Below are 24238 nucleotides of genomic sequence, written 5' to 3'. Positions count from 1 at the left end.
TGCTTCATGCCGAGGCTGATGCGCTGCGTCTCGGGGTTGATGCGGATGATCTGCACCTTCACCGTATCGCCGACGTTCAGGATCTCCGACGGATGGTTGACGCGGCGCCACGCCATGTCGGTGACGTGCAGGAGGCCGTCGATGCCGCCGAGGTCGATGAACGCGCCATAGTCCGTGATGTTCTTGACCAGGCCGTCGATGATCTGGCCCTCGGCCAGGCGGGCGACGATATCGGCGCGCTGCTCGGCACGCGTCTCCTCGAGCACCGAGCGGCGCGAGACGACGATGTTGCCGCGCCGGCGGTCCATCTTGAGGATCTGGAACTGCTGCGGCTGGTGCATGAGGGGCCCGATGTCCCGCACCGGCCGGATGTCGACCTGCGAGCCGGGCAGGAACGCCACCGCGCCGTCGAGATCGACCGTGAAGCCGCCCTTGACCTTGTTGAAGATGACGCCGGTCACCTTCTCGCCCTTCTCGGAGAGCTTCTCAAGGCGGGTCCAGCTCTCCTCGCGACGTGCCTTGTCGCGCGAGAGGACGGCCTCGCCGAGCGCGTTCTCGATGCGCTCCAGATAGACTTCAACGGTATCGCCGACCTTGATGTCGCCGGGCTTGCCGCCGAGGCCGAACTCCTTGAGCGGCACGCGGCCTTCCATCTTGAGGCCGACGTCGATGACGGCGAGGTCCTTCTCGATGCCGACCACCTTGCCCTTGACGACGCTGCCCTCGAAGACGTCGTCCTTGGCCAGGCTGTCGGCGAGCAACGCGGCGAACTCGTCGCGTGAGGGAGTGTAGTCTTTGCTGATCTCGGTTGGCATTCGTGCTCCTGGACGTGTTGGAATGGATGATGTGCCCGCGCGGCCGCTCGTGGGAGCGGTGGTGCGGACGCGAATGGTGATGAGCCGCGAGGCCTGCCGGGGCGTGCACACGCACGCTCGCGGACGGTCCTCTGTCGGCACGTTCGTTGGATCTTGTCTCGGCGCCGCCGTGATGGGCTCTTGCCCGCCAGTCAAAATTGAGACGCTGCTTCAGCGTCCCGGTTGGCCGATCTTCCTCTTGATCAATCCGACGGCGGCGTCGAATGCGGCTTCTATACTCAAGTTGCTGGTGTCAAGCAACATGGCATCGGGGGCAACGACCATCGGCGCATTCGGGCGCCCGGCGTCGCGCGCGTCCCGGACCAGGATGTCCTGGAGCACCGTTTCATAGGCAAGGCCCAGCCCCAGGGCCTCGAACTCGGCGAATCGGCGTCTTGCGCGGACCTCGGGCGTCGCGGTCACGAAAATCTTAACCTCCGCCTCGGGGCAGACCACGGTGCCGATATCCCGCCCGTCCAGCACCGCACCCGGCGGCTGGCGGGCGAAATCGCGCTGATAGGCCAGTAGCGCCGCCCGCACCTCGGGAATGCGCGCCACGATGGAGGCCGCATCGCCCGCGGCCGTCCCCCTGAGGCCGGGATCATCGAGCGACCGCGGATCGAGGCCGCGTGCCGCCCCCACGGCCGCCCAGGTGTCATCGAGCCGGAAGCCGCGCTTGGCGACGTCGCGCCCAACCGCGCGGTAGAGCAGCCCCGTATCGAGGCAGTGAAAGCCCAGGTGCTCGGCCAGCCGCTTGGCGAGCGTTCCCTTCCCCGAGGCCGCCGGTCCGTCGATGGCGATGATCATGGGGCCGCCCCCACACCTTTCCCTACCCACAAGGGGGAGGGGAGCTGTGGCGCGCTGCGAAGGGCGACCGTCATGCCCCGCCCCCGCCGAACTGCGCGCCGATCTGCTCCATGAGCGACCGGAACTCCGGGAAGCTGGTAGCGATCATGGCCGTGTCGTCCACGGTCACGGGCGCGGCGCTGGCGAGGCCCATGACCAGGAACGACATGGCGATGCGGTGGTCGAGATGCGTGGCGACAAGTCCGCCGCCCGTCACGCGTCCCTCGCCGTGGACGACGAGCGTGTCGCCCGCGGCCTCCGCCCTGACGCCGTTGGCGGCGAGCCCGGCCGCTGTGGCCGCCAGCCGGTCGCTTTCCTTGACCTTGAGCTCGGCGAGCCCGTCCATGCGCGTCGCCCCGCGTGCAAACGCGGCGACAACGGCCAGCATCGGGTACTCGTCGATCATCGACGGCGCCCGCTCCGCCGGCACGGCGCCGCCAGACAGCTCCGCGCACCGCACGCGGATGTCGGCCACCGGCTCGCCGCCTTCCTCCCGCTGGTCGAGCAGCGTCACGTCGCCGCCCATCTCCTGCAGCGTCGTGTAGAACCCGGTGCGGGTCGGATTCACGAGCACGCCCTGGATGGTGATGTCCGAGCCCGGCACGATCAGCGCCGCCGCCACGAGAAACGCCGCCGACGACGGATCACCCGGCACCGTCACCTCGCGCCCTTCGAGCTCGGCGTCCCCTGTGATCGTGATGTGTGTCGCGCCGTCCCGCTGAACGGTCGTCACCTCGGCCCCGAAGTGGCGCAGCATGCGCTCCGTGTGGTCGCGTGTCGCCTCCCGCTCGATGACCGTCGTCTCGCCCGCGGCGCCGAGTCCGGCAAGCAGGATCGCGCTCTTGAGCTGCGCCGACGGCACCGGCAGCGCATACGTGATCGGCACCAGCCGCGACGTGCCGCGGATCGTGAGCGGCAGCCGGTCGCGGTCGCCCTCGACCTCAAGCCCCATTTGCTTGAGCGGCCCGAGCACGCGCCCCATCGGCCGCTTCGAGAGCGACGCGTCGCCGACCATGCTGACGGTGATGTCGTGCGGCGCGATGACGCCCATCATCAGCCGCGTGCCGGTGCCAGAGTTGCCGAAGTCGATCGGCCCGTCCGGCTGCGCAAGGCCGCCGACCCCGCGCCCGAGCACTTCCCAGACATCCCCATCTTTCCGCGCCGGCGCTCCGAGCGCCGTGACCGCGCGCGCCGTATTGACGACGTCCTCCGCCTCGAGGAGGCCCCGGATGCGGGTGCGCCCGGCCGCCAGCGCCCCGAGCATCAGCGCCCGGTGCGAGATCGACTTGTCGCCGGGCACCCTGAGACGCCCCTTGAGGGAGCGCGAGGAAAGGGCTGCGAGCGGGGCGGGATCGGCGTGGGTCACGGGGGCTATGGCGCCTGGCATGCGGCGGGCGGCCGGCAATGCCGGCCCTCGCGAACTGCGGGGAAAGAGAGTGCGCATAGAGCCGGCGGACGGGGGTGCTGTCAACGCCGCGGGTAGAGGTTTCTCTGAGCCCTTGCGGATTTCGTTTTGACAGCCGACATGGGCTGTGGCAGACCCCGCTATCCCAATTTTCACTGGTGAGCAAAGCCATGGCGACGAAGCAAGCGCGCGGGACAAAGCGCACCTGCCAGAGCAGCGAATGCGGTGCGCGGTTCTACGACCTCAATCGCAACCCGATCACCTGCCCGATCTGCGGCTCGATCTACGAGCTGGCCTCGTCCCCGCTTGCGGTGGCTGCGGCCGTCGGCGAGGAGAAGGCGAGCCGCAGGGGCCGCAAGTCGGACTATGCCGACAAGACGCCGGTCGATGCGACGGCCGAGGCGGAGACCGACGAGGCTCTGCCGGAGATCGAGGAGGACGGCGAGGCCATCGCCGCCGACGAGGACGAGACCTTCCTCGAGGAGGAGGAAGAGGAGGGCGGCGATGTCTCGAACATCATCGGCGGCCCGGTCACGGAAGGCGACGAAGAGCGCTGAAAGGCGGCTTGGACGCCAACTTCGCGCTTGCAGTTTTGGACCGATCGGCCTAATGAGCCGGTCTTCTTGATCGAGATCGCGTCAGGCCGTAAATCTGGCGCGAGCGTCGGGCGGCCATCGGCCGCGGACGGCAAGATCCCAAGGTCAGGGGCCATAGCTCAGCTGGGAGAGCGCTTGCATGGCATGCAAGAGGTCAGCGGTTCGATCCCGCTTGGCTCCACCACTTCCCTGGAAAATCTGATTGAAGTCCTCGCGGCGGGTGCCGCTCAGCCGTCCGAGCGCATGGCGGTTTTGGGGCGCAGCGGCCCGACGGCGTGTGCGACCCTTTTCCGCGCCGGCTGCACTTTGCTGGTCCGGCTCCAGAACAGGCGGTCCGTGACCGAGAGCACGTCGACGGCCAGCGTCAGGATCGGCGCCACGAGCAGATAGAGGACCTTGGTGTCGGTACGGCACTGGCTCCATTCATGCCGCACGATCCAGAGCGCGCGTCCGACATAGAACACCGCGAGCGCCGCCAGCAGCATCGAGCCGGAGAGGAGAAGGGAGAAGCCGGTCGGTTCTTCTGTCACGTCGCGCCCCGAAATGAATGAGTGCCCAACTCAATGACGGTTCTACCGAAATGTAACATCGATTTAGGCGTGCGCGTTCCCCCTAAATCTCCCCTAAGGGACTATTCCCGATCCGTTCTCGAACACAGTGGAAATGTCGTAGCAATCCTGCTCAGCCTTTGCCCGGCGGCAGCTCATCGCCAGTCGTTGAGTATGCAGGCGGCACGTAAATGTTCAGCGTTTCGAGAGCGCCGCGCCCCGTGTTGCGAATCTCGTGCGTGTCTCCGCGCTGGATCAGCAGCAGCGAGCCCGCTTCGAGGGGATACGTGTGCCCGTTGACGACGGCCTCGCCGATGCCGCTCGCGACGTAGAGCCACTGGTCCGCGCCGCCGTGTCGGTTGTCGGCCCCTCCCTCGCAGCCGCCGGGCGGGATCACCATCGAGGCCGCTTGCGAGTGCGAATCACCGACGAGCACGTGAAAGCCGTTTCTGTAGGCGACGGAGGTGCGCTTCATCGCGGGTATCCTTTGGACGCTCGGTCATGCGAAAGGGCAGCCGCAGCGGGATGCGGCAGGGCCGCATCCGGCGCAGGCAACCAACTCGCGGACAACGCATTGGTATTGGCGGTGGTTGCCGGGCCTCGTTTACCGTGAGCGGGTCGCGCCGCCGCATGAGAGCGCCCGCTGGCACCGAAGCTGCACCGGAGCGGCCATGAGCATGAGATCGATCCCGTTGGCCGTCCTTCGCTGTCTCGGATTGGGACTGCTTGCCGTTCTGCCCCCCGCCGCGGGCAGCGCGGCGCCCGAGCACGAGATGACCGCCACGGGGCAGGGCCCGACCGGCGTCGAGCTGATCGCCTTCGAGGCGCCCGACTGCATCTATTGCCCCGTCTTCCGCCGCGATGTGGCGCCGTCCTATGCCGCCTCGCGCGCGGGCAAGGCCGCGCCGCTCCGCTTCGTCGACCTCAACGATGCCACAGCCACGCGCCTGAAGCTGGCAGGCCCGGTGACCATGGTGCCGACGCTGGTCCTGGTGCGCGACGGCATCGAGATCGGCCGCATCGCGGGCTACGTCGGCCGCGAGAGCATGCACCGCCTGCTGCACACAATGCTCCCGTCGGAATGAGCACGGGCCGCGTCCGTGCTATAGCGTCGCGGTGCCTCTGTTCGTCCATATCGCGCCCGAGCCCGTGGCCAAGCGCATCCGCCGCAGCGGCATCGCCGCGCGCCGCCTCAAGTGGCCGTACCACGGGTATGACCGTCTCGTGTGGGCGTTTCCCGTCATGGAAAGCTATACGCTTACGTACCAGTGGGCGCGGGAGCTCAAGCGTTTCGGAACGCACACGCTGATCGCCGTAACGTTCCGCATCGCCGACGACGAGCTGGTCTTCGCTCACCACTTCAACGCAGAGCCGCCGCTTCTGAAGGCCTCGGAGGCTGTGGCCGCCATTCGCGCCATGCAGGATCCCCGTGGCGGTCAGGTCGTCATCCCGCGCCGATGAGATTGTGCGCTTGAGGCTGCTGCCACGCGCGTTCGGGTGGCGGTACTTTCCCGAGGTTAAGGCCGCGGACCGGCGTCCCTGCGATTGTCCCATGTGCGTCCCGCAGGGCGAAGTAAAAGCCAGGCGCTATCGCGAGCGCATTTCTCGTCTTGCGCACCGCTGGGATGCTCGACGCTCGGTATGAGCGCTTGGACGCTGCGAGTCCGAAGGGTGACGGCTCGCGAGAATCAGCCCTGCGCCCGCTGCCCGTAGCTCTTGAACTGCTCAAGCACGATCTGCATTTCGGATTCGGGCAGCACCGCCGGCGGCCCGATCGACAGCACCTTGGTGTACTGCTCCGCGAGCACCTCGACCTCGCGCGCAAGTTCGAGCGCCTCCGGAAGCGTCCGCCCGAGTGCGATCGAACCGTGATGTGCGATCAGGCACGCCTGCCGGTCTGCGAGCCCGCTCGCCACGTTGTTGGCGAGCTTCTCGCTGCCGAAGGTGGCGTAGGGCACGACGGGAATGTCGATGTTCCCCGACACCGCGACCATGTAGTGGAAGGCCGGGATCGACCGCCCCGCACAGGCGAGCACCACGGCATGCAGCGAATGCGTGTGCACGACCGCGCTCATGTCGGGCCGCGCCCGGTACGCGGCGAGATGGAATTGCCATTCGCTCGACGGCTTCCTCTGCTTGCCCGGCACCGATCCGTCCGTTGCCACGAAGACGACGTCGCGCGGCGTGATCTCCTCGTATGACATGCCCGTCGGTGTGATCAGCATGCCGTCGCTGAAGCGCGCCGAGACGTTGCCCGACCGGCCGGGCGAGAGGCCGCTGCGGCTCATGGCGAGCGCGGTCTCGACGACGAGCTTGCGCAGCCGCAGCTCCTCGCGGTCCCGGGCCTTGCGCGCCTTGAGGCTCTTTTTCTTGTCCTTGCCCTTCTCGGGCTTGCCCTTGTCGGGTCTGACTTTGGCGCGTTTACTCATGCCGCACTCTCGCGTCGTTCGGGATAGAGAGCGAGGAGACCGCTGCGGTCCGCAGGCGCGACACCTCGTTCGGTGATGAAGCCGGTGACGAGCCGCGCCGGCGTGACGTCGAAGGCCGGGTTCGCGGCGGGCGACCCGGCGGCCGCGATGGCGACGCTCGCCACCGATCCGTCCGTAAGCTGACCATGCATACTGAGCACCTCGTCCGCGCTTCGCTCCTCGATGGGTATGTCGTGGCCAGAGGCAATCGTCCAGTCAATCGTCGAATAAGGTAACGCAACATAGAACGGCACGCCGTTGTCGTGGGCGGCGAGCGCCTTGAGATAAGTGCCGATCTTGTTGGCCACGTCGCCGTTGGCCGCCACCCGGTCCGTGCCCACGATGCAGAGGTCCACTTGGCCGTGCTGCATCAGATGGCCGCCCGCGTTGTCGACGATGAGCGTATGCGGAACGCCGTGGCTTGCAAGCTCGAACGCCGTCAATGCAGCACCCTGGTTGCGCGGGCGCGTCTCGTCCACCCACACATGCACGGGGATGCCGGCGTCGTGCGCCTGATAGATGGGCGAGGTCGCCGTTCCCCAGTCGACACAGGCAAGCCAGCCGGCGTTGCAGTGGGTGAGAACGTTGACGGGCGCGCCGGCCGGCTTCATCTCCGCGATGGCGCGGATGAGCGCCAGGCCGTGCACGCCGATGCGCCGGCACGTCTCGACATCCTCGTCGGCGATCGCCTGCGCCTTGGCGAAGGCCGCAGCCGCGCGCGCCTCGGGCGCCATTGGGGCCACGGTGCGGCGCATCTCCTCGAGCGCCCAGCGGAGATTCACCGCCGTCGGCCGCTGCTTGGCCAGGAGCGCGACCGCGCCGGCAAGCCCGGCATCCGACGCATCGCGCAGAAGCGCCAGCGCGAGCCCGTAGGCCGCCGTGGCGCCGATCAGCGGCGCGCCGCGCACCTGCATGGTGAGGATCGCGTGCGCGGCTTCCTCGGCCGTCCTCAGCGTCACCGTCTCGAAGCGATGCGGCAGCTTCGTCTGATCGATGATCACCACCGACGCGCCGTCTTCTCCGGGCCAGATCGTTCGGTACGCCTTGCCGTTGATCTTCATGCGAATCTCGCGCTCTCAAATCGTGCTGCTGGCGTCGCGCGCCGGAGGCACGGAGCCGTGGGGCTGGATCAGTCGAGCCCGCCGATGACCGGCGGTCCCAGTGGGATGTGGACGGTCTCGTCCAGCCCGCATCCCGCGCAGGAGAGCTGGTACCATTCCGCATAGGGCCGCGCGGAGCGGTCTGCAAGTGCGAGCCCGGCATGTCCGCAGCGCGGACAATCGAGCGTCGCATCCGCATCGGCCTGCCGGCGCGCGATGACCGCGAGAGCCAGCCGAAGCTCGTCCGCCGAGAGCCCCATTGCCCACTCAATGCCCTTCGAATGCCACCAGGGCATGACAAGCGATGCCTTGGTTTTTCAATAGCTTGAGACCGCCGAGGTCGGGCAGGTCGATGATGAACGTGGCGCCCACGATCTCGCCCCCGCTGCGGCGCAGGAGCTTGACGGCAGCTTCCGCCGTGCCGCCGGTCGCGATCAGATCGTCGACGATCAGGATCCGCTGGCCGGGCGTGATGGCGTCCTCGTGGATCTCGATGACGTCGACGCCGTATTCGAGCGTGTACTCCTGCCCGATGGTCTTCCACGGCAGCTTGCCCTTCTTCCGGATCGGGATAAAGCCGCAGCCGAGGCGATCGGCGATAGCGCCGCCCAGGATGAAGCCGCGCGCCTCGATGCCCGCCACCGCGTCGACGGGCTGCGTCCGGAACGGCTCGGCCATCTGCGTGATGGCCGCCTTGAGGCCCTGCGCATCGCCGAGCAGGGTCGTAACGTCGCGGAAGAGGATGCCCGCTTTCGGGTAGTCAGGAATAGTTCGTATCAGCTCCTCTAGCGCGCTCACGGACACCTCCCCGTCAAATTCGCGGCGCAACTTAGCAATAAGACGTCTCTGGGGATAGAAGGACGCGCCGGGCTGGAACAGCGTTTTTGCGAGGCGGCAGCATGGCCTCGCTTGAGTTTTTTAGGTGTTGAGATGACAGATGCAAACTTTCCGCTGATGGCGGATAGCGATTTCGAGGATCTGCCCCGTACATTGAGACGCGAGAAGGAAGCCCGGGCGCGGGAGGCGCGCGAGGCCCGGGAGCGGCGTGACCGCGAGCGGCGGGGCATGGACGCGAGCCTCGGCGACCCGCCCGCCTACCTTGCGCGCACCCGCCAGGCGCCGGCCGTCTACGGCGACGATCCCGTCCCGGCTGCGGTCCGCCGCTTCGACGTGCCCTTCATCCACCTCGCAAAGTTCTTCCTGAAGGCGGTGCTCGCCGCCATCCCGGCGCTGATCCTTCTCGGCGTGCTGCTCTACTACGCCGGCAAGGGCCTCGAGGCATTCTACCCCGAGCTTGTCCGCATGAAGATTACGATCACGTTCCCCGACGGCTGAAGGCTCACGGAAAAAACGCCGGCAAAGAGGGTTCGCCGGCGTGAAGTCTGCTCAAGGTCCGGCTTTGTTGGTGCCGGATCGTTTTTTGACAGTGCGTCAGAGCGTGTTCGACCAGTCGTCGAGCTCCTTCTTCACCTGATCCTTGCCGTATCCGTAGCGCTCCTGGATCTTGCCCTCGAGCTGCTCGCGGCGGCCGTTGATGACCTGAAGGTCGTCGTCGGTGAGTTTGCCCCACCGCTCCTTGACCTTGCCCGAGAACTGCTTCCAGTTGCCTTCGATACGATCCCAGTTCATGGCGAACTCCTTTTGCTTGTTGACGTGCACTCGAGTCAGCAGGCCATGCGGCGTCTGTCGTGCCGGTCGGGGCCAGCGACGGCCTTTCGCATCATGGACTGAAGCTTTGCAGTAGGGAGAGACCGGCCGTTACGGCCGGTCTCTCCCGGCAGGTTCGTTTCAAGCTCGGCGGATGAATCCGAGGACGAGCGAGATGATGAGGAAAACGATCGCCACCCAGAACAGGAGGCGCGCACCCTCCATCGCCGTGCCGGCAACGCCGCCGAAGCCAAGAAATGCCGCGATGAGTGCGACGACGAGAAAGACAACGGCCCAGTGCAGCAGATTGCCCATCGAACCAACTCCCGAGCTTTTGACGTTTCTTGGTAAGGTCTCCCGCATGACGCGCTCGCAAGGAGCGCGCCGCGCGGTTCACGCGATCGGGTGCAGCACACGCGATTTCTTAAAGCTGTGAGCACCCTAGACGCGGGATGAAACGTTCAGGGGGAGGATTGGTTCCGGCGGGCCTTGAACGCACGTCAGGAAGCGTGCCCTGCGGTTGGCGCGGCCTCGTCAGCCGGCAGGTCCGATGGGGAAGCTGCGCGTCCAGGTCCCGCCGCTGGTATCGCGCGCGGAGATGGTCATCTCGGCCGCGCCGTTGGTCACGAAGTCGAACTCCACGGCCGGGTTCTGCGCCAGCGTGATGGATCCCGTCATCTCGAACACCACCGTGTCGCCCTGGCGTGCCTCGATGCGCTCGACCATGAGCAGTGGGATGTAGAGAAGCGTGACCGGGTCCAGCACCATGCCCGTGTGGTTCGGATGGTTGAGGTCGTAGCGCGCCCGTGCCGTTTGATGTGATCCGGTCGGCGCCGTGCCCACGGTTGCGAAATCCATCTTGCCCATGTTGGCGGCAATCTCCGCCGGATCGCCGACCGGCGGCGCCGAGCACGACGCCTGGCCGCCGGCGAACTTCACGAGCTGCTCGGCCATGTAGAGCGTGCCGTCGTCGGTTTCGACGATCACGCGCACGTCGGATTGCTGGTCGAGGCGGATGCGCGTGGCGAGATGTACGGCGCTCCGCGCTTCCCCCATGCGGAACACCGCCGCGACCGGCGACGGGTTCATGTCGACGACGAAAGAGACGGCTTTGATCGTGCGCCCTTGCGGAAGCTTGATGTCGGCATCCATCGGAACGCTGCGCACGTCCTCCGGACGATAAGGCGCGGTGAGCTTCACGATCCCGCGGCCGTCCTGGATGCTGCGGCCGCCGAACGCCTCCGCATGGATGCTGGGCCAGGTGTCGCTGGTGAGCCCCGCCACGGGAAAGCCAGTGCAGACGGCTGCCGCTAGAAGAAGCACCGGAAAAAGGGAAGAGGCCGGACGTCGGACCATGGCGAGAGCTCGCTTCTTGAGACCCGGGACCGCGAAAACAGTCATATGGAAATCGCGAACGGGACTTTCTTCCCGACTCTGCGGGAAGTCAATCGAGTCCTCGCGGGGAGACTTCTTTGCTGCGAGTGCGAGCCGCCGCCCGCCGCTACGGCGCCATCGCCGGCCGGAAACCGGCCTTCGTTGCCTCCGCCTCGGTGCAGAACCAGCGCTCGCCTTTCGCGGGCTCGATCCGAACCTTGGCGTACCAGGGGCTCCAGGGCATGTGATAGATGTGCCCGTTCGCGGTCACGTTGCCCTTGATGGCGCAGCCCTTTGGTGCCGCAGGCTCGGCCGCCGCCCAGCGGCGCTCGCGAAACACCCAGGCCGGCTCCGCGTCGCCCTTCCAAACGCCGACCTTGCTCCGGCGCGCCTCCGCCTCCAGCGCCTGATAGCGCGTCGAGTATTTGACGAACGCCCAGGCATGGCCGGTCCGCACCATCTCGGCGTTGAGGTCCCGCCCACCGGCCGAGCACCACCCGAGCACGCGGCCGTACTTGTCGCGTCCCGCCGACTCGCAATCGATGCGCCGGCCTCCGGTCAGCCAGCGGAGCTGCTCAGTGGCCGCGCGTCCGCATTTCCACATGCCGAACCATCCGCCGCCGCATGTCTGATCGGCCTCGGGGGCGTCGATCCCCTCGAGGCGGATGCGCTCGCCGCCGATTTCGAGCGTGTCCCCGTCGATGACGACGGCGCGGCCGCTGATGATCGTCCCATGGTCGTCCGGCGTACGTGCTGAGCCATCGAAAGGGGCCGGGACGAGAACGACCGCGGCCAGCGCGAGCGCCACGAGCCGCGGGGAGAACGGGATACGGTATAATTCACTCATAAGTTGCAGTTTGACCGAGTCGCATGTCGAAATGCAGACCTCGGCATGGCGTAATCGTGCAATTTTCGTCGCCGCAGTGCCCGCTAACATTGCTGAATCGTAATGATTAAATACAACTCAAGGCTCTCGTGACAAATTTCGCGTAAAGGTTGTGCGGGCCGCAAGGTCAGACAGGCAGGCCTCCGCGGCGAGGCGTGGATAAATGCGGCGCACGGGGGCGCGAGATCGGCCCCGGCCTGACACAATTGTCGGCTAGGAGCGTTAGCTGCGGCTGCAACGGGCGGGGTGCCGTCGCGCCCCATCGCGGCTGCCACGAGGTTCAGGAGCCCGATGACGAGCAGATCACCGCCGCCGGGGCGGCCGCCGCGCTTTGAGACCTATCGTCCGTCGGACGAGAGGACCGGTCGGCCGCCGAGGCCCGGCCCGCAGGACTATCCTCCGCCGGGACGCCCGCCCCAGGGGTCAGGATACCCACCGCAGCCTGCGGGCTATCCGCCACGGCACGGCGCAGGGCCGGGGCATCCGCCCATGGCGCCGCCTCCGCGCGACATGCGTCCGTCATCCCGCCGCGTTCCGCGCGAGCGCTCGGGGATGGGCGCGATGCTTTTCTACGGCGCGCTCGGCCTGGTCGCCATGGCCGCCGGTGCGGCAGCCTTCGCCCTCGTGGCCCTGCCGGCGGACTTCGTCCGCGACCACGCCATCGCCGCCGTCAAGGAGAGGACCGGGCGCGACCTCGTGATCGCGGGTCCTACGTCTTTCACGTTCTTTCCGTCGCTCGGCGTCTCGCTGACCGATGTCTCGCTATCGGGCGCGCCGGGTCTCGAGGGCGCCAGGCCGCTGGTCGCCATGAAGGCCATGGACCTCAGCGTCGCCTTCTGGCCGCTGCTCGGGCGCGAGGTGCGCGTCAACGCGCTGGTGCTCCGCGAGCCCGTATTCCACCTCGAAGTGGACGGCAGCGGACGACGCTCCTGGGATTTCGCCTCCGACACGTACCGCACGCGCGTCAGGCTCGCCCAGGCCGACGCTCCGGTCTCCGACGCGCCGCAGAACGTTTCGGGCGGAGATGCGGCTTCCCTTCGCCTGTCCGATCTGCGGCTTGACAACGTGAGCATCGACAACGGCACGCTCCGCTACAGCGACGCGCGCACCGGCAGCGAGTCCGAGTTCTCGGCCATCAACGTCAAGCTCGCGCTGGCGGCGCTCGCCGAGCCGCTCGATGCCGAGGGCAGCCTCGCCTGGAAGGGCAAGACCGTGAGCTTCGACGGTGCCCTGACCTCGCTCGTCGACGTGATCGAGGACCGTCCGGCGAAGCTCAAGCTCACATTCGGCGCCGACGTGCTCGACGCTACCTTCGAAGGCTCCGCCACGCTCAAGGACGCGCTCGGCGTCGAGGGCATCCTGTCGGCGAAATCGCCGTCGGCGCGGGCGCTCTTCGCCTGGCTCGGCACCGATCTGGCGCCCTCCGCCGGCTTCGGTCCGATGGACGCCAAGGGCCTTTGGCGCGCCAAGCCCGACCAGTATACGTTCACCACCGCCGAGATCGAGCTCGACCAGACCACGGCGCGCGGCGAGATCAGCCTTGACACGCGCGGCGCCCGCCCGCTCGTCAACGCCAACCTCAAGCTCACGGAGCTCGACCTCAACACCTACAAGTCGACGGGAGAGGCGCGAAGCGCGCCGCCCGCCGCATCAGAAGCGGACGGCAACGCCCGGTCCATCGAGGATCTGCTCGAGCGCGCTACCCCGCCGGGCCCGCGCGTCAAGGGCTTTACGAAGCGCGAGGGATGGAGCGAGGAGCCGTTCGATCTCGCGCACCTCGGCGCGCTCGACGCCAACGCCAAGCTCTCGATCGGCAAGCTGACGGTGGGCACCATCCGGCTCGACCAGTCCGACCTCACGATCGCGCTCAAGAATCGCTTCATGACGACCACGCTGGACCAGGTGGCCCTCTACCAGGGCACCGGCAAGGGAACCATCACGCTCGACGGCACGGCGGACTCGGCGGCCGGCCTCGACGCCGACATCACGCTTGACGGCATCGCCGCTCAGCCCCTCCTCAAGGATGCGGTGGACATAGACCGCCTGGCCGGCACCGGCCGCCTCGCGCTCACCCTCACCGGTCGCGGCGCCAACGAGCGCGAGCTCGTCGAGACGCTCAACGGCAGGGTCGAGCTCGCCTTCGCGAACGGCGCCATCATCGGCGTCAACATACCGGAGATGATGCGCAACCTGGCCAAGGGCAACCTCGGCGGCCTCGACACGGCGCCGACCGACAAGACCGATTTCAGCGAGATGACATCGAACTGGAGCGTCAAATCCGGCATCGCCGAGAACCAGGACCTGATGCTCGTGAGCCCGCTCCTGCGCCTCTCGGGCTCGGGCCAGGTCGCGCTGGCCTCGCGTGAGGTCGATTACGTGCTGCGGCCCAAGGTGGTGGCGAGCCTCGCCGGCCAGGGCGGCGCGCAGGATCTCTTGGGCATCGAGGTTCCCGTTCGCGTACACGGACCTTGGGACGATCCGAAGTACACGCCCGACGTCGCCGGCGCCTTGAATAACCCGAAGACGGTCGAGGCGATCAAGGAGATCGGAAAGCAGTTCAAGGGCAAGAAAGCCGACGAGCTCGTCAAAGATCTCCTGAGCGGAGACAGCAAGAGCCGCAAGGAGAAAGGCAAGAAGCTGCTCGAGCAGTTTCTGAGCCCGCAATGACAAATGAAGCGCGCAGAACGCGCATAGTGTCATTGTCCCAAAATGGTGTGACGATCGAGCGCAAATATTTGTTTCCGCGGGTCCATTTTTCTCTTGCGACGCGCGGACGCTTGCATCATATCAGCGGTCTCCGTTCGTCCACCTGCCCTTAAGGTCAAGGACTTCCATCCCCACACCCCCAGGTAAGGAGCGTTCGGGTTGAATCTGTCTGCTGGTTGGGGAGGGTCATATGGCCTTTAATGACACCCTCTTCCAATTGGGGATGGACTTGACTCGTTCAAGCCCCGCCCAAAAGGAAGATCTGCACGCGTCGCAGGGTAAGCGCGCTGCTCTTGAGGACACGAGTGAGGACCGCGTCGCCAGCTCTTGCGCTGGCCAGCACCTGATCATTGATCTGTACGGTGCGCGGCGGCTCGACGATGTCGGGCACGTGGAGCGGACTCTCAAACGCTGTGTCGAAGCCTCGGGCGCGACGCTCCTGCACCTGCATCTTCACCCCCTGAAACCCACGGGCGGAGTGACCGGCGTTGCCGTGCTGGAGGAGAGCCACATCGCGATCCACAGTTGGCCGGAGAACGGCTATGCGGCGCTCGATATTTTCATGAGCGGCCGCGCCGATCCCGCGCGCGTCATTCCCGTGCTCCAGAAGGCGTTCGAGGCCAAGGAGGTCTGCGTCACGGCGCAGCTTCGCGGCGCGGCGTCAGGGGAGAACGGCGAGCGCAAGGGCAAGACCAAGCGGAAGCCCCCTGCGGCTCGGCTCCGCGCCACCAGGAAGGCCAAGGCCGCCGCCTGACGCGGCCTTAGTCGGTGAAGACCAGCCAGCAACAGACAAAGGGCCCGTGTCCTCCCCGGACACGGGCCCATTTCGTTCCGAAGGCTTCGGCGCGAGCCGTGGTCGACGTGAGCGTGTGGTTATCTGGAACCTGTACGGGCATCAGCGAGTTTGTCCCCCGGTCGATATACGGGAAGGAATACCGTGATGCCCATGGCTACGAGCAAGCTTGAAGACGGCGCAGAGCAGGCGGGGCGTGTCGCTGGATACGCCGAGGAAGCGACGGACAAGGTGAAGGCGATCGCGGGTGAAGCGGTCGATCGTGTGACGGCTGCGGCTAAGGATGCGATCGATGATCCGCAGCGTTTCGCCAAAGATTCGTACAATTCCATCGCGGCCTATGCGCGTGAGAAGCCGCTTGAGGCGCTGGCAATCGGCGCCGCGGTCGGTTTCGCGATCGGTGCCATTTGGAAGCGATAGAGCTCGATGGTGTCGCGACTGGAGAAAGGGTGGCCTAGGCCGCCCTTTCTTTTCAGGTCAAGCCATCCGCGCCGTGCACGCCGCGCAACGCCCGCGCAATTCGAGCGTCATTGACCGCACCGTGTACTTGGAGCGCTTGGCCCAGGCTGCCAGCGCCTCGACCGCCCGCGGCTCGGCAAACTCGGACACCGTCCCGCAGTCGTCGCAGATGGCGAACACCGCCGCGCCCTGGTGTTGGTGGTCCGACTGGCAGCAGGCCACGAAGGCATTGAGCGACTCGAGGCGGTGCGCCGACCCGGAGGCGATGAGCCGGTCCAGAGCGCGATAGACGGTCTGCGGCGCGAGGCTCGCGCGGTCTCGGAGCTGGTCGATGATCTCGTAGGCCGAGACCGGGCGGCCCGACTCGCGGAGCGCCGCGAAGATCAGCTTGTCCTGCTCCTGCGCCGGGCGGCGCTTGCTCACTTTTCGGGTCATGCAGCTCTCGTCTGGCCGGTATCGTCCGGGAGTGTAGCACAAGGGTCAAGTGCGGTGCGGCCAAGGCGAAAATGCGGGCGCGTTAACCGCGAGAACGTCGATTGCCATTCCCGGCCGGCGCGGCTATAACCCGCCGATCTCAAGCAGATGCGAGAGACCTGCCCGGCACCCTTGGAGGCCGGACGCAGTTGGGTGGGCCTGAGTTAAGGCCCTTTTTTCATTGGAGAAAATGCCATGTCCGAGATCATCGAGATCAAGGCCACGGCGCGCCCGCGTGCAGGCAAGGGGGCCTCACGTCAAGCCCGCCGGGAGGGGAATGTCCCCGCCGTCATCTATGGAGACGGCCAGCCCGCCGAGATCATTGCCATCAACGGCAACGACCTCTGGAAGCAGTTCATCAAGGGTCACTTCACCTCGTCTGTGTTCGACATCGCCGTCGGGGAGACGAAGATTCGCGTCATCCCCCGCGACGTGCAGGTCGATCCGGTGAAGGATCACCCGATCCACGTCGATTTCCTGCGCATCGGCAAGGATGGCGTCATTCGCGTGTCCGTGCCGGTCAGGTTCACGAACCATGCGCTGTCGCCGGGTCTGAAGCGCGGCGGCGTGCTCAACATTGTGCGCCACGACGTCGAGATCTTCTGCCCTTACGACCGTATCCCGTCGTTCTTCGAGGTCAACCTCGAGGGCCTTGAGATCGGCCGCTCGATCCACATCTCAGCCATCAGCATGCCGGAAGGCGTGCGGCCCGTGATCGCCAACCGCGACTTCACCATCGCGACCATCGCCGGCGCCAAGAAGGACGAGGAGGAAGCACCCTCCGGCGCTGCCGCCGGCGAGGGTGCGGCCGCTGCACCTGCTGCGGGCGACGCCAAGGCTGCGGCTCCCGCCGCAGGCGCCAAGGCCGCCGCGCCGGCTGCTGGCGGTGGCAAGGCGGCCCCGGCTGCCAAGCCTGCCGCGAAGAAGTAAGGACGCGTTTGCACCAGGCGATGATCGCTTCGGACGCTGCCAGTCCGAAGCGTCAATCATCGGTCTCGTAAAGTGGCCGGCACCCCGCTATACGGGTGCCGGCCTTTTTCATTTTGGGCTCAGCGATGAAACTGTTCGTCGGCCTCGGGAATCCCGGCAGCGAGTATTCAGCCAACCGCCACAACGTCGGTTTCATGGCCGTGGACGCCGTGGCCCGCACCCAGGGCTTCGGCCCGTGGAAGCGCAAGTTCCAGGGGCTTGCCGCCGACGGCGAGATCGCAGGCGAGAAAGTCCTGCTCTTGAAGCCTCAGACCTACATGAACGAGAGCGGTCGTTCCGTGGGCGAGGCGGTGCGCTTCCTCAAGATCGCCGACGAGGACATTGTCGTTTTCTATGATGAGATCGACCTCGCGCCCGGCAAGCTCAAGGTCAAGACCGGGGGCGGCAACGCGGGGCACAACGGTCTGCGCTCGATCTCGGCCCACCTCGGCAACGACTACGTGCGCGTGCGCATCGGCGTCGGCCATCCTGGCGTCAAGGAGCTTGTCGCCCGATGGGTGCTCTCCGACTTCGCAAAGGCCGATCGGGAATGGCTCGAGCCGTTGCTCGAGGCCATTGCCGAGGCCGCACCGCGTCTTGCGAGGAACGATCAGTCCCGCTTCCTGACCGATGTCGCGCGAGCGCTGGGCGAAAGCGGCGACCCGCGCAAGGCCGCGTCCCGCGACGCTGCCGCCGAGACTGCCGAGCAACCCTCGAAGCCGGTAGCGAAGGCGCGCTCCCATCCCGCGGGCGAGCGCAGAGGCAAGAGCGCGGGTGCGCTCGCGGAGAACCTCAAGAAATGGCTCGCCGGCCGCAAGGCGGACGACTAGACCATGATCGCTTCGGACCTTATCAGTTCGAAGCGTGAATCATCGGTCGAAGAAGCGACCATAATCACGTCGGATCGTCTGTCCGGAGCGTCCATCATCGGGTTCCGCAAAGTCCCTGTCTCCTTTCTGTGCGGATTTCGAGGTAGTCTCGCCCCAAGCCGGACAAGAAAAGAGGGAGCGCCGCATGTCGATCGAGACAGACAGCCTCAAAGAGCGGTTTCGGAAGTCAAAGAAGGTGCGCCGCGCCTGGAGCACCTACAAGTGGTTCGACCGCATCCGCAACTGGCAGGACTGGTACAACTGGATCGCCTCGCTCCTGCAGACGCCGGCCGGTGCGGCCGCGGCTCTCGGCACGACGGCGGTCGTTACCACTTCGGCCGTCATGGTTCACAACGCAGTGCTGGATCCTTACGCCGAGCCTTACGTGCAGACCGAGATCGCGCCCCTTGCCGACCCCATGCGCCAGACCAGGGGCACGCTGATCTTCGCCATCGAAGGCCAGGACAAGGCGGGCCGCCGCGGCACCTTCGATGTGGTGGTCGCCAGGAAGCAGTTTCTTTGGGTGCGGGGCAGCGCCGAGGATCTGGAGAAGGATGGCCGGCGCATCACCGGCGATGAGCTCGCGATCGACGTTCTCGACCAGGAGGTGCGTGACGGCCTCGCGAGCGCGCGTGAGATCATCGCCGTCGGCACTGCCTCAGAGGAGGGCAATGCTGCAGCCGAGAAGGCCCGCGCCGGCCGGCGCGCCGCACGCACGGCGGAGATCGTCGGCAAGGCCGTCGACGAGGCGACGCCGATCTCGGCCTTGAACCTCGGCCAGTACCGAGGCAGCAGAGCTGCGGGCGCGTCCGGCGCAACGGACTGGCAGCGCCCGTTCATGGTCATCGCCGTGAAGGAGCTCGAGGAAGGCACGGTGCTCCCCGAAGCCCTGGCCGACGCCATGACGGGCAAGGAGCAGCTACCGAGCCCGGCGAGCTACTCCGCCTTCGAGTTGAACAAGATCCGCTGAGCGGCAGACGACGCCCCCTCACCACCCGGAAGCGATCCCCACTTTACCTCTCCCCGCTGGGGAGAGGTCGCGCGTCCATGCGGAGCATGGCTCCACCATGACGCCCCGGGCGGTGAGGGGGCGCGACGGGCGCCGCGTCTCTTTACGCATTGATCGGCGCGCCCCGGCGGTGTAGGGCCAGCCACAAACAAAATCGAGAGCTTTCCACCCATGGGTTTCAAGTGCGGCATCGTGGGCCTGCCGAACGTCGGCAAGTCCACCCTCTTCAATGCGCTGACGCAGACGGCCGCGGCCGAGGCGGCGAACTATCCTTTCTGCACCATCGAGCCGAACGTCGGCGAGGTCGGCGTGCCGGACGAGCGTCTTGAGAAGCTCGCCGCCATTGCCAAGTCCGGCCAGATCATCCCGACGCGGCTCACCTTCGTCGACATCGCGGGCCTCGTGCGCGGCGCATCGAAGGGCGAAGGGCTCGGCAACAAGTTCCTGTCCCACATCCGCGAGGTGGATGCTGTCGCCTACGTTCTGCGCTGCTTCGAGGACAGCGACATCACGCACGTCGAGAACCGCATCGACCCGCTGGCCGATGCCGAGGTGGTCGAGACCGAGCTGATGCTGGCCGATATGGAGAGCCTCGAGAAGCGTGTCGCCACCGTCGAGAAGAAGGCCAAGAGCGGCGACAAAGAGTCGAAGGCGCAGCTCGCGCTCATGGAGAAGGCGCTGGCGCCGCTGCGCGAAGGCAAGCCCGCCCGCATGGCCGACATCACGGCCGAGGAGCGGCCCGCCTTCGTCGCGCTGCAGCTCCTGACCTCGAAGCCGGTCGTCTACGTCTGCAACGTGGAGGAAGCCTCAGCCGCGAGCGGCAACGCGCATTCCGCCAGGGTGGAGGAGAAGGCGAAGGCGGAAGGTGCGGCCGCGGTCGTCATCTCGGCCAAGATCGAATCCGAGTTCGCGAGCCTTCCGCCCGACGACCGCGCCGAGTTCCTGGCCGAGATGGGCCTTGCCGAGCCGGGCCTCAACCGGCTGATCCGCGCCGGCTATCAGCTCCTCGACCTCGTCACCTATTTCACCATCGGCCCCAAGGAGGCGCGCGCCTGGACGGTGCAGCGCGGCACCAAGGCCCCGCAGGCCGCAGGCGTCATTCACACCGACTTCGAGAAGGGCTTCATCCGCGCCGAGACCATCGCCTACGAGGACTACATCGCGGCTGGCGGCGAGGTCGGCGCCAAGGAGGCCGGCAAGATGCACCTCGAAGGCAAGGACTACGTGGTGCAGGACGGCGACATCATGCACTTCCGCTTCGCCAACTAGGCGCGCCAAGGTTCATTTCGGGAAATTTCCCCGGCGCGTTCCGGCGGACGCGAATGATAAAGTCGCGGCCCAACGCGGAGGTCGCAATGAAAGCCGTGAAAAAGACGCTACCAGTTCTCGCAGCGTTGTTGCTATGTGCGAGCCATGCGCGCGCCGGGGAGGAAGCGAGCACAGCGTTGACCGAGGACGAGTGCCGCGCGATCTGGAACACCGCAGCCGGCCGCAGCGATCTCGGGCCGGACGGCGCCAAGTCCTACATCGACAGCTTCGAGAGCGTCGACACCAACCGCGACAAGAAGATTTCGAATGCGGAGTTCAAGGCCGGTTGCGCGGCCGGTCTCGTCCACAAGTTCCGCTCGCAGCAGTCGGAGTGAGCGGGCGGGAATCATGGAGCGCTCCGCCTCGCTTCTCGTCCTGCTCAATAGCCCTTGTTGCCGAAGGAGTCGCGCGGCTGCCGCATGTGATGGCTGTTGTGCGCGTGATGCACGGAGCGCGGCGTTGCCGTATGCGTCCTGGTCTGCGCCTGCACCTCTGGATTTCTGCCGCCGTTCTGCTCGGTCCAGAGGTCCCAGTTGCCGGGATCTCCATTGCCGTAGCCGAGATAGGCGGCGCTGGCCGGAACGGCTGCGCTCGCGGCAAACAGGGCCGCAGCCGAAGCGAGCGCGACGCGTGTCTTTGATCGGTTCATTGCTGTACTCCATTGCCTTGGGGTAGTTGATCAGGACCTGTGGGGGCGAGAGGTCGAGATCGTCGGCGGGCAAGATGGCCGCGCCGATGCATGTCGAGGTGTTCGCTCATGATTGGACGCGCAAGGCCCGCGCGGCTTTCATACGAAAATGTATGGTGCCGCGCTGTCAGCAGGCCGCACGCGCACGAGCGTCTGCTGCACACCGGCGTTGGATTATGGATTTACTTATATTTGCGTGACGGCGGCCGCGGCCGGCCTTCGAAGCGCAGGCCCAGCATCTGGCCCTTCATCCAGGCCACCGAGCACGCGACCTCGTGCTTCTCGGTGTCGAAATAGAGCCTGAGCCCGTCGATGAGCAGGCTCGGCTTTATGGGATCGCCGATGATGTCGACGCGGGCGCCGCCAACCGAAAGGTCCTTGATCATGCAGGCGCGCGGCGTGATCAGCTTGTCGGTCCAGAGGAAGCCGCTGCGCATCCGCTGCGGCACGCGGCGTACCCGGCGCTTCTCCGGTCCGCCCTTGGCGGTCGGGCCGACAGGGTTTGTCCCCTTGCGCAGGAAGGTACGTGTGATGGTCTCCAGGAACGACATCGCCGGCCAATCCGCGTCAACATGGGCGTGGATGCGGCGCTTATGGTCGCTCGCGAGGTCCAAGCTCGCGAGACGCGCATCCTCTTCAACATCAGTCGACATACGATAGATGCTCGAGGTTGAAGAATAGTGAACCATGGGCCGGCTCAGATCCGCTGCACCAGCCAGTCGGCAAGCGGTGGCGGCAGGAAACGCTTGCCGGCGGCAGCCACGTACGTGGGCACCGTCACTTTGTAGCGCCGCTTCGGGCGCCGGCTCTCCACCGCATGCACGAGCTTTGAGGCCACGGCCTCCGGTTCGAGCTTGAAGGTGGACTTGCCGCCGGCCTCCATGGCCGTCAGACGGGCGAGGTACGTCTCGCGGTGCGCCGAGCCCTCGATGTCGACCGTGGCCCGGAAGTTCGCGAGCGCATGCTCGACGAAGCGCGTCCGGATCGGCCCCGGCTCGATGATCGCCACCTGGATGCCCGTTCCGGCAAGCTCGTGGCGCATCGCGTCGCTCAAGGCTTCGAGTGCGAACTTCGAGGCGCAATAGGCCCCGCGATAGGGCACCGAGACGAAGCCGAGCACCGAGGAGCACTGCACGATGCGGCCGCGTCCCGCGGCGCGCATGGCCGGGATCAGCCGCCGCGTGAGATCGTGCGTGCCGATCAGGTTGACCTCGAGCTGCCGGCGTAGAACCTCGGGCGTGAGGTCTTCGACCGCGCCGACCTGCCCGTAGGCACCATTATTGAAGACGGCATCGAGATTGGCGTCGGTTCGCTGCAGCACGTCCATGGCGCACGCGGAAATCGAGTCCGCGTCGGCAAGGTCGAGATGAAGCGCTTCGACGCCGAGCTCGTGAGCCAGCATCTCACGATCGTACGGCGTACGCGCGGGGGCGATCACGCGCCATCCGCGCTCTTTCATGATCCGCGCCGAGGCGAGGCCGATACCGGACGAGCATCCGGTGATGAGGATGGTCTTGGATGTCATTGCGCTGGATCGCCGGAGAAGAAGTAGAGCGTGTCGAGGAAGGTCATGCCCTCGGGGCTGAAGCCGAGCTTTGAGGGCGCTACCTTGCAGCGGATGTCCTTCGCAGCGTTGCTGTCGAAGGACAGGAATATACCGTTGACGCGGAAGCTCTCGGGCGGCGCCTCGAAGGCGCATCCCTTCTCGATGAAGACGTCGCTGACGTAGGTCTGCAGCGCGGCCCCCGCCGTCTGGTCGCCGGGGTTGGCGATGGCCTCGAGCACGTCCGGCGCGGCCGACTTGCAGCTCACGTAGCGGTCCGCCTCGAAGGTGCACCCGGAGAACCAGATCCGTCCCGATCCGGGCGCGAACGCATCGAGCTTGGGAAATTCGGGCGCCTGCGCGTGGAGGGATCCGGCGGCGAGCGATAGCATGAGAGCGCAATAGAGGGATCGCATCGTGAAGCTCCGGATGGTGGCACGCGGCCGTTGCGTGACTTTAAACCGTCAAACGCGAAAGGAAATCAACTGTTGAGCAGCACCGCAACGCCGGCGACCAGAAGCAGGATGCCGACCGCCTCACGCCCGCCGAGCCGCTGATGGAAAAGACCGCGCGAGACGAAGAAGGCGAAAAGGATCTCGATCAGGGCGACCGTTCGCACCAGCGCGGCGCTCTGCAAGGCAAAGGCGAGGAACCAGAATTGCGAGGCGAAGGCGCCCATGAAGCCGGCGAACAGCGATGGCCGCCATGCCTGGGTGATGGCGACGAGCGTGCCCCGCTCGCGCGCCGCGAGATAGGCGCTGAGCACGATGGTCTGCAACGCGAGGGCCATGGCGAGCGCAAGCGTGGCGGCGGCGACGAACGAGCTGCCGCCGAGCGCCCCGATGCCGCCGCGATAGCCCATGGCCGCGAAGCCGAACAGCGCGCCGGCCGAGATCCCGAGCAGCGCCGATCGGACGGACGGCTGCCGGCCGCCGTGACTCGGACGCGGCCAGGACATCAGGAGCACGCCCAGCGGCGCCACGACGATGGTGGCCATCATGATGGGCGTCAGCGGCTCCGCCAGCACGAGCGCGCTCGCGAGCGCGACCCAGACCGGCTCGATCTTGGCCAGCGCCGTTGCCACGATGAAGGAGCGCTCGCGCATGGCGGCGAGCATGAGCGCCGTGGCCGCCACCTGCGACAGAGCACCGCCGCCGATCCAGGCGAGCGCCGCGGCGTTCGGCGCGGGCAGCGGCTCCGGAAGCAGGACCGCGGCGAGCGCGAGGAACAGGAGCGAGAACGGCAGCCCGAACAGGAACCGCACGTGCGTCGCGCCGATGGTGCCGAGCGTCTCGATAAGCTCGCGCTGCATGGCCGTGCGCGCCGTCTGCGCCGCTGCGCCGATGACGGTGAACACGATCCACAGCCAAGCCGGCGCAATCATGGAGGCAGTCCCCTCGCGCGAACAACTTCCGTGTCCGGACTCCGGCCTGCGCCGGAGTGACGTAGTGCTGGGGTACGCGATCACCCCATGCACTGTCCTCCTGGGCGGAGATCGGAGTGCGGCTTGCGTGTCTCGACTTCGAACTCAGGCCTGCCAGGGAGTGATGAAGTGTTTTCCCACTCGCAACGTCATCCCGGCGCAGGCCGGGATCCAGACACGTCGATGTCGTAGGACTCGCAGGCCCCCACACGCCGGCTGTTGCCTAGCCCTTGTCCTCGAGCAACCGGCGCGCGATGACCTGGGCCTGGATCT

The 24238-nt window shown here is 66.6% G+C and carries 32 protein-coding genes and 1 tRNA gene; 13 read left to right on the top strand and 20 right to left on the bottom strand.

Going from position 1 to position 24238, the window contains the following annotated elements:
* From IT540_RS07520 to aroA, 3 genes are all read right to left on the bottom strand, one after another.
* Nucleotides 1–815: S1 RNA-binding domain-containing protein (locus IT540_RS07520; protein ID WP_291175304.1), on the bottom strand; the 815-nt coding region annotated here is incomplete at its 3' end.
* A gap of 210 nt (nucleotides 816–1025) precedes the next feature.
* On the bottom strand, nucleotides 1026–1661 hold the full coding sequence (locus IT540_RS07515) for a d(CMP) kinase (protein WP_291175300.1): 636 nt from the start codon (nucleotides 1659–1661) through the stop codon (nucleotides 1026–1028).
* A gap of 70 nt (nucleotides 1662–1731) precedes the next feature.
* Nucleotides 1732–3066: a 3-phosphoshikimate 1-carboxyvinyltransferase gene (aroA, locus tag IT540_RS07510; protein WP_291175298.1), complete on the bottom strand. Its 1335-nt coding sequence runs from the start codon at nucleotides 3064–3066 to the stop codon at nucleotides 1732–1734.
* Between the two features lie 209 nt (nucleotides 3067–3275).
* On the opposite strand from aroA, the gene IT540_RS07505 reads away from it, so the two are divergent.
* Both IT540_RS07505 and IT540_RS07500 read left to right on the top strand, forming a co-directional pair.
* Nucleotides 3276–3662 carry a TIGR02300 family protein gene (locus IT540_RS07505; RefSeq protein WP_291175295.1) on the top strand — a complete coding sequence of 129 codons (387 nt, stop codon included), beginning with the start codon at nucleotides 3276–3278 and terminating at the stop codon, nucleotides 3660–3662.
* 147 nt (nucleotides 3663–3809) lie between these two features.
* Nucleotides 3810–3885: transfer RNA gene (locus tag IT540_RS07500), tRNA-Ala, on the top strand.
* A gap of 43 nt (nucleotides 3886–3928) precedes the next feature.
* Here IT540_RS07500 and IT540_RS07495 read toward each other — a convergent pair.
* Nucleotides 3929–4231, bottom strand: a complete 303-nt coding sequence (locus tag IT540_RS07495) for a hypothetical protein (RefSeq protein ID WP_291175292.1) — start codon at nucleotides 4229–4231, stop codon at nucleotides 3929–3931.
* 151 nt (nucleotides 4232–4382) lie between these two features.
* Nucleotides 4383–4724, bottom strand: coding sequence for a cupin domain-containing protein (locus IT540_RS07490; protein ID WP_291175289.1), 342 nt, complete (start codon nucleotides 4722–4724; stop codon nucleotides 4383–4385).
* 196 nt (nucleotides 4725–4920) lie between these two features.
* Between IT540_RS07490 and IT540_RS07485 the strand changes: the two genes are divergently transcribed.
* Together IT540_RS07485 and IT540_RS07480 are read left to right on the top strand one after the other, a co-directional pair.
* On the top strand, nucleotides 4921–5334 hold the full coding sequence (locus tag IT540_RS07485) for a thioredoxin family protein (protein WP_291175287.1): 414 nt from the start codon (nucleotides 4921–4923) through the stop codon (nucleotides 5332–5334).
* A gap of 31 nt (nucleotides 5335–5365) precedes the next feature.
* Nucleotides 5366–5710, top strand: a complete 345-nt coding sequence (locus IT540_RS07480; RefSeq protein ID WP_291175284.1) for a hypothetical protein — start codon at nucleotides 5366–5368, stop codon at nucleotides 5708–5710.
* Nucleotides 5711–5937: 227 nt separating this feature from the next.
* Here IT540_RS07480 and IT540_RS07475 read toward each other — a convergent pair whose 3' ends face one another.
* The 4 genes from IT540_RS07475 to IT540_RS07460 all read right to left on the bottom strand — a co-directional run bounded on the left by IT540_RS07475 (nucleotide 5938) and on the right by IT540_RS07460 (nucleotide 8615).
* Nucleotides 5938–6678 carry a class II aldolase/adducin family protein gene (locus IT540_RS07475; protein WP_291175280.1) on the bottom strand — a complete coding sequence of 247 codons (741 nt, stop codon included), beginning with the start codon at nucleotides 6676–6678 and terminating at the stop codon, nucleotides 5938–5940.
* Nucleotides 6675–7778: an S-methyl-5-thioribose-1-phosphate isomerase gene (gene mtnA / locus IT540_RS07470; protein WP_291175278.1), complete on the bottom strand. Its 1104-nt coding sequence runs from the start codon at nucleotides 7776–7778 to the stop codon at nucleotides 6675–6677. Before mtnA ends, IT540_RS07475 begins: the two co-directional genes overlap by 4 nt.
* Before the next feature lie 68 nt (nucleotides 7779–7846).
* Nucleotides 7847–8077, bottom strand: a complete 231-nt coding sequence (locus IT540_RS07465; protein WP_291175275.1) for a hypothetical protein — start codon at nucleotides 8075–8077, stop codon at nucleotides 7847–7849.
* Nucleotides 8078–8084: 7 nt separating this feature from the next.
* A complete protein-coding gene (locus IT540_RS07460) occupies nucleotides 8085–8615 on the bottom strand; it encodes an adenine phosphoribosyltransferase (protein ID WP_291175272.1) in 531 nt (176 codons plus the stop codon).
* Between the two features lie 132 nt (nucleotides 8616–8747).
* Here IT540_RS07460 and IT540_RS07455 point away from each other — a divergent pair, with 132 nt between their 5' ends.
* Nucleotides 8748–9152 (top strand): hypothetical protein, encoded by a 405-nt coding sequence (locus IT540_RS07455; protein WP_291175269.1) that lies wholly within the window; start codon nucleotides 8748–8750, stop codon nucleotides 9150–9152.
* A 96-nt stretch (nucleotides 9153–9248) separates the two neighbouring features.
* Here the strand turns inward: IT540_RS07455 and IT540_RS07450 are convergent, their stop codons facing one another.
* The 4 genes from IT540_RS07450 to IT540_RS07435 form a co-directional block, all read right to left on the bottom strand.
* Nucleotides 9249–9446, bottom strand: coding sequence for a CsbD family protein (locus IT540_RS07450; RefSeq protein ID WP_291175265.1), 198 nt, complete (start codon nucleotides 9444–9446; stop codon nucleotides 9249–9251).
* Between the two features lie 159 nt (nucleotides 9447–9605).
* Complete coding sequence (locus IT540_RS07445) at nucleotides 9606–9779, bottom strand: DUF1328 domain-containing protein (RefSeq protein ID WP_291175261.1); 174 nt, start codon at nucleotides 9777–9779, stop codon at nucleotides 9606–9608.
* 219 nt (nucleotides 9780–9998) lie between these two features.
* Nucleotides 9999–10820, bottom strand: a complete 822-nt coding sequence (locus tag IT540_RS07440; RefSeq protein WP_291175258.1) for a quinoprotein dehydrogenase-associated SoxYZ-like carrier — start codon at nucleotides 10818–10820, stop codon at nucleotides 9999–10001.
* A gap of 145 nt (nucleotides 10821–10965) precedes the next feature.
* The gene (locus tag IT540_RS07435) at nucleotides 10966–11685 is read right to left on the bottom strand and encodes a thermonuclease family protein (RefSeq protein WP_291175255.1); all 720 of its coding nucleotides are present in this window, start codon (nucleotides 11683–11685) and stop codon (nucleotides 10966–10968) included.
* Nucleotides 11686–12285: 600 nt separating this feature from the next.
* Between IT540_RS07435 and IT540_RS07430 the strand changes: the two genes are divergently transcribed.
* Complete coding sequence (locus IT540_RS07430) at nucleotides 12286–14391, top strand: AsmA family protein (RefSeq protein WP_291175252.1); 2106 nt, start codon at nucleotides 12286–12288, stop codon at nucleotides 14389–14391.
* Nucleotides 14392–14668: 277 nt separating this feature from the next.
* On the opposite strand, the gene IT540_RS20825 is transcribed toward IT540_RS07430, so the two are convergent.
* On the bottom strand, nucleotides 14669–14821 hold the full coding sequence (locus IT540_RS20825) for a hypothetical protein (protein WP_366029455.1): 153 nt from the start codon (nucleotides 14819–14821) through the stop codon (nucleotides 14669–14671).
* On the opposite strand from IT540_RS20825, the gene speD reads away from it, so the two are divergent.
* Complete coding sequence (speD, locus tag IT540_RS07425; RefSeq protein ID WP_366029453.1) at nucleotides 14774–15184, top strand: adenosylmethionine decarboxylase; 411 nt, start codon at nucleotides 14774–14776, stop codon at nucleotides 15182–15184. The genes IT540_RS20825 and speD overlap by 48 nt on opposite strands.
* Before the next feature lie 192 nt (nucleotides 15185–15376).
* Nucleotides 15377–15643 carry a hypothetical protein gene (locus IT540_RS07420; RefSeq protein ID WP_291175246.1) on the top strand — a complete coding sequence of 89 codons (267 nt, stop codon included), beginning with the start codon at nucleotides 15377–15379 and terminating at the stop codon, nucleotides 15641–15643.
* A 57-nt stretch (nucleotides 15644–15700) separates the two neighbouring features.
* Here the strand turns inward: IT540_RS07420 and IT540_RS07415 are convergent, their stop codons facing one another.
* Nucleotides 15701–16117 carry a Fur family transcriptional regulator gene (locus IT540_RS07415; protein WP_291175243.1) on the bottom strand — a complete coding sequence of 139 codons (417 nt, stop codon included), beginning with the start codon at nucleotides 16115–16117 and terminating at the stop codon, nucleotides 15701–15703.
* Between the two features lie 234 nt (nucleotides 16118–16351).
* Between IT540_RS07415 and IT540_RS07410 the strand changes: the two genes are divergently transcribed.
* The 5 genes from IT540_RS07410 (at nucleotide 16352) to IT540_RS07390 (ending at nucleotide 20646) form a co-directional block, all read left to right on the top strand.
* A complete protein-coding gene (locus tag IT540_RS07410; protein ID WP_291175238.1) occupies nucleotides 16352–17086 on the top strand; it encodes a 50S ribosomal protein L25/general stress protein Ctc in 735 nt (244 codons plus the stop codon).
* Between the two features lie 125 nt (nucleotides 17087–17211).
* On the top strand, nucleotides 17212–17955 hold the full coding sequence (gene pth, locus IT540_RS07405; protein ID WP_291175234.1) for an aminoacyl-tRNA hydrolase: 744 nt from the start codon (nucleotides 17212–17214) through the stop codon (nucleotides 17953–17955).
* 184 nt (nucleotides 17956–18139) lie between these two features.
* Nucleotides 18140–18964 carry a hypothetical protein gene (locus IT540_RS07400; protein WP_291175229.1) on the top strand — a complete coding sequence of 275 codons (825 nt, stop codon included), beginning with the start codon at nucleotides 18140–18142 and terminating at the stop codon, nucleotides 18962–18964.
* Nucleotides 18965–19174: 210 nt separating this feature from the next.
* Nucleotides 19175–20272, top strand: coding sequence for a redox-regulated ATPase YchF (gene ychF / locus IT540_RS07395; RefSeq protein WP_291175226.1), 1098 nt, complete (start codon nucleotides 19175–19177; stop codon nucleotides 20270–20272).
* Between the two features lie 86 nt (nucleotides 20273–20358).
* Nucleotides 20359–20646, top strand: a complete 288-nt coding sequence (locus IT540_RS07390; protein WP_291175220.1) for a hypothetical protein — start codon at nucleotides 20359–20361, stop codon at nucleotides 20644–20646.
* Nucleotides 20647–20690: 44 nt separating this feature from the next.
* Here the strand turns inward: IT540_RS07390 and IT540_RS07385 are convergent, their stop codons facing one another.
* The 5 genes from IT540_RS07385 to IT540_RS07365 form a co-directional block, all read right to left on the bottom strand.
* Nucleotides 20691–20960: a hypothetical protein gene (locus IT540_RS07385; RefSeq protein ID WP_291175218.1), complete on the bottom strand. Its 270-nt coding sequence runs from the start codon at nucleotides 20958–20960 to the stop codon at nucleotides 20691–20693.
* Between the two features lie 221 nt (nucleotides 20961–21181).
* Nucleotides 21182–21652 (bottom strand): PilZ domain-containing protein, encoded by a 471-nt coding sequence (locus IT540_RS07380; RefSeq protein WP_291175215.1) that lies wholly within the window; start codon nucleotides 21650–21652, stop codon nucleotides 21182–21184.
* Between the two features lie 44 nt (nucleotides 21653–21696).
* Nucleotides 21697–22524 (bottom strand): SDR family NAD(P)-dependent oxidoreductase, encoded by an 828-nt coding sequence (locus IT540_RS07375; RefSeq protein WP_291175212.1) that lies wholly within the window; start codon nucleotides 22522–22524, stop codon nucleotides 21697–21699.
* Entirely contained in the window at nucleotides 22521–22958 is a 438-nt protein-coding gene (locus IT540_RS07370) for a hypothetical protein (RefSeq protein ID WP_291175209.1), read from the bottom strand. Before IT540_RS07370 ends, IT540_RS07375 begins: the two co-directional genes overlap by 4 nt.
* Before the next feature lie 65 nt (nucleotides 22959–23023).
* Complete coding sequence (locus IT540_RS07365) at nucleotides 23024–23926, bottom strand: EamA family transporter (RefSeq protein ID WP_291175206.1); 903 nt, start codon at nucleotides 23924–23926, stop codon at nucleotides 23024–23026.
* Nucleotides 23927–24238 lie beyond the last annotated feature (312 nt).

This window comes from Hyphomicrobium sp., assembly GCF_020852195.1.
In the GTDB taxonomy this organism is placed as follows: domain Bacteria; phylum Pseudomonadota; class Alphaproteobacteria; order Rhizobiales; family Hyphomicrobiaceae; genus Hyphomicrobium_C.
This window is presented reverse-complemented; position numbering and strand designations above follow the sequence as displayed.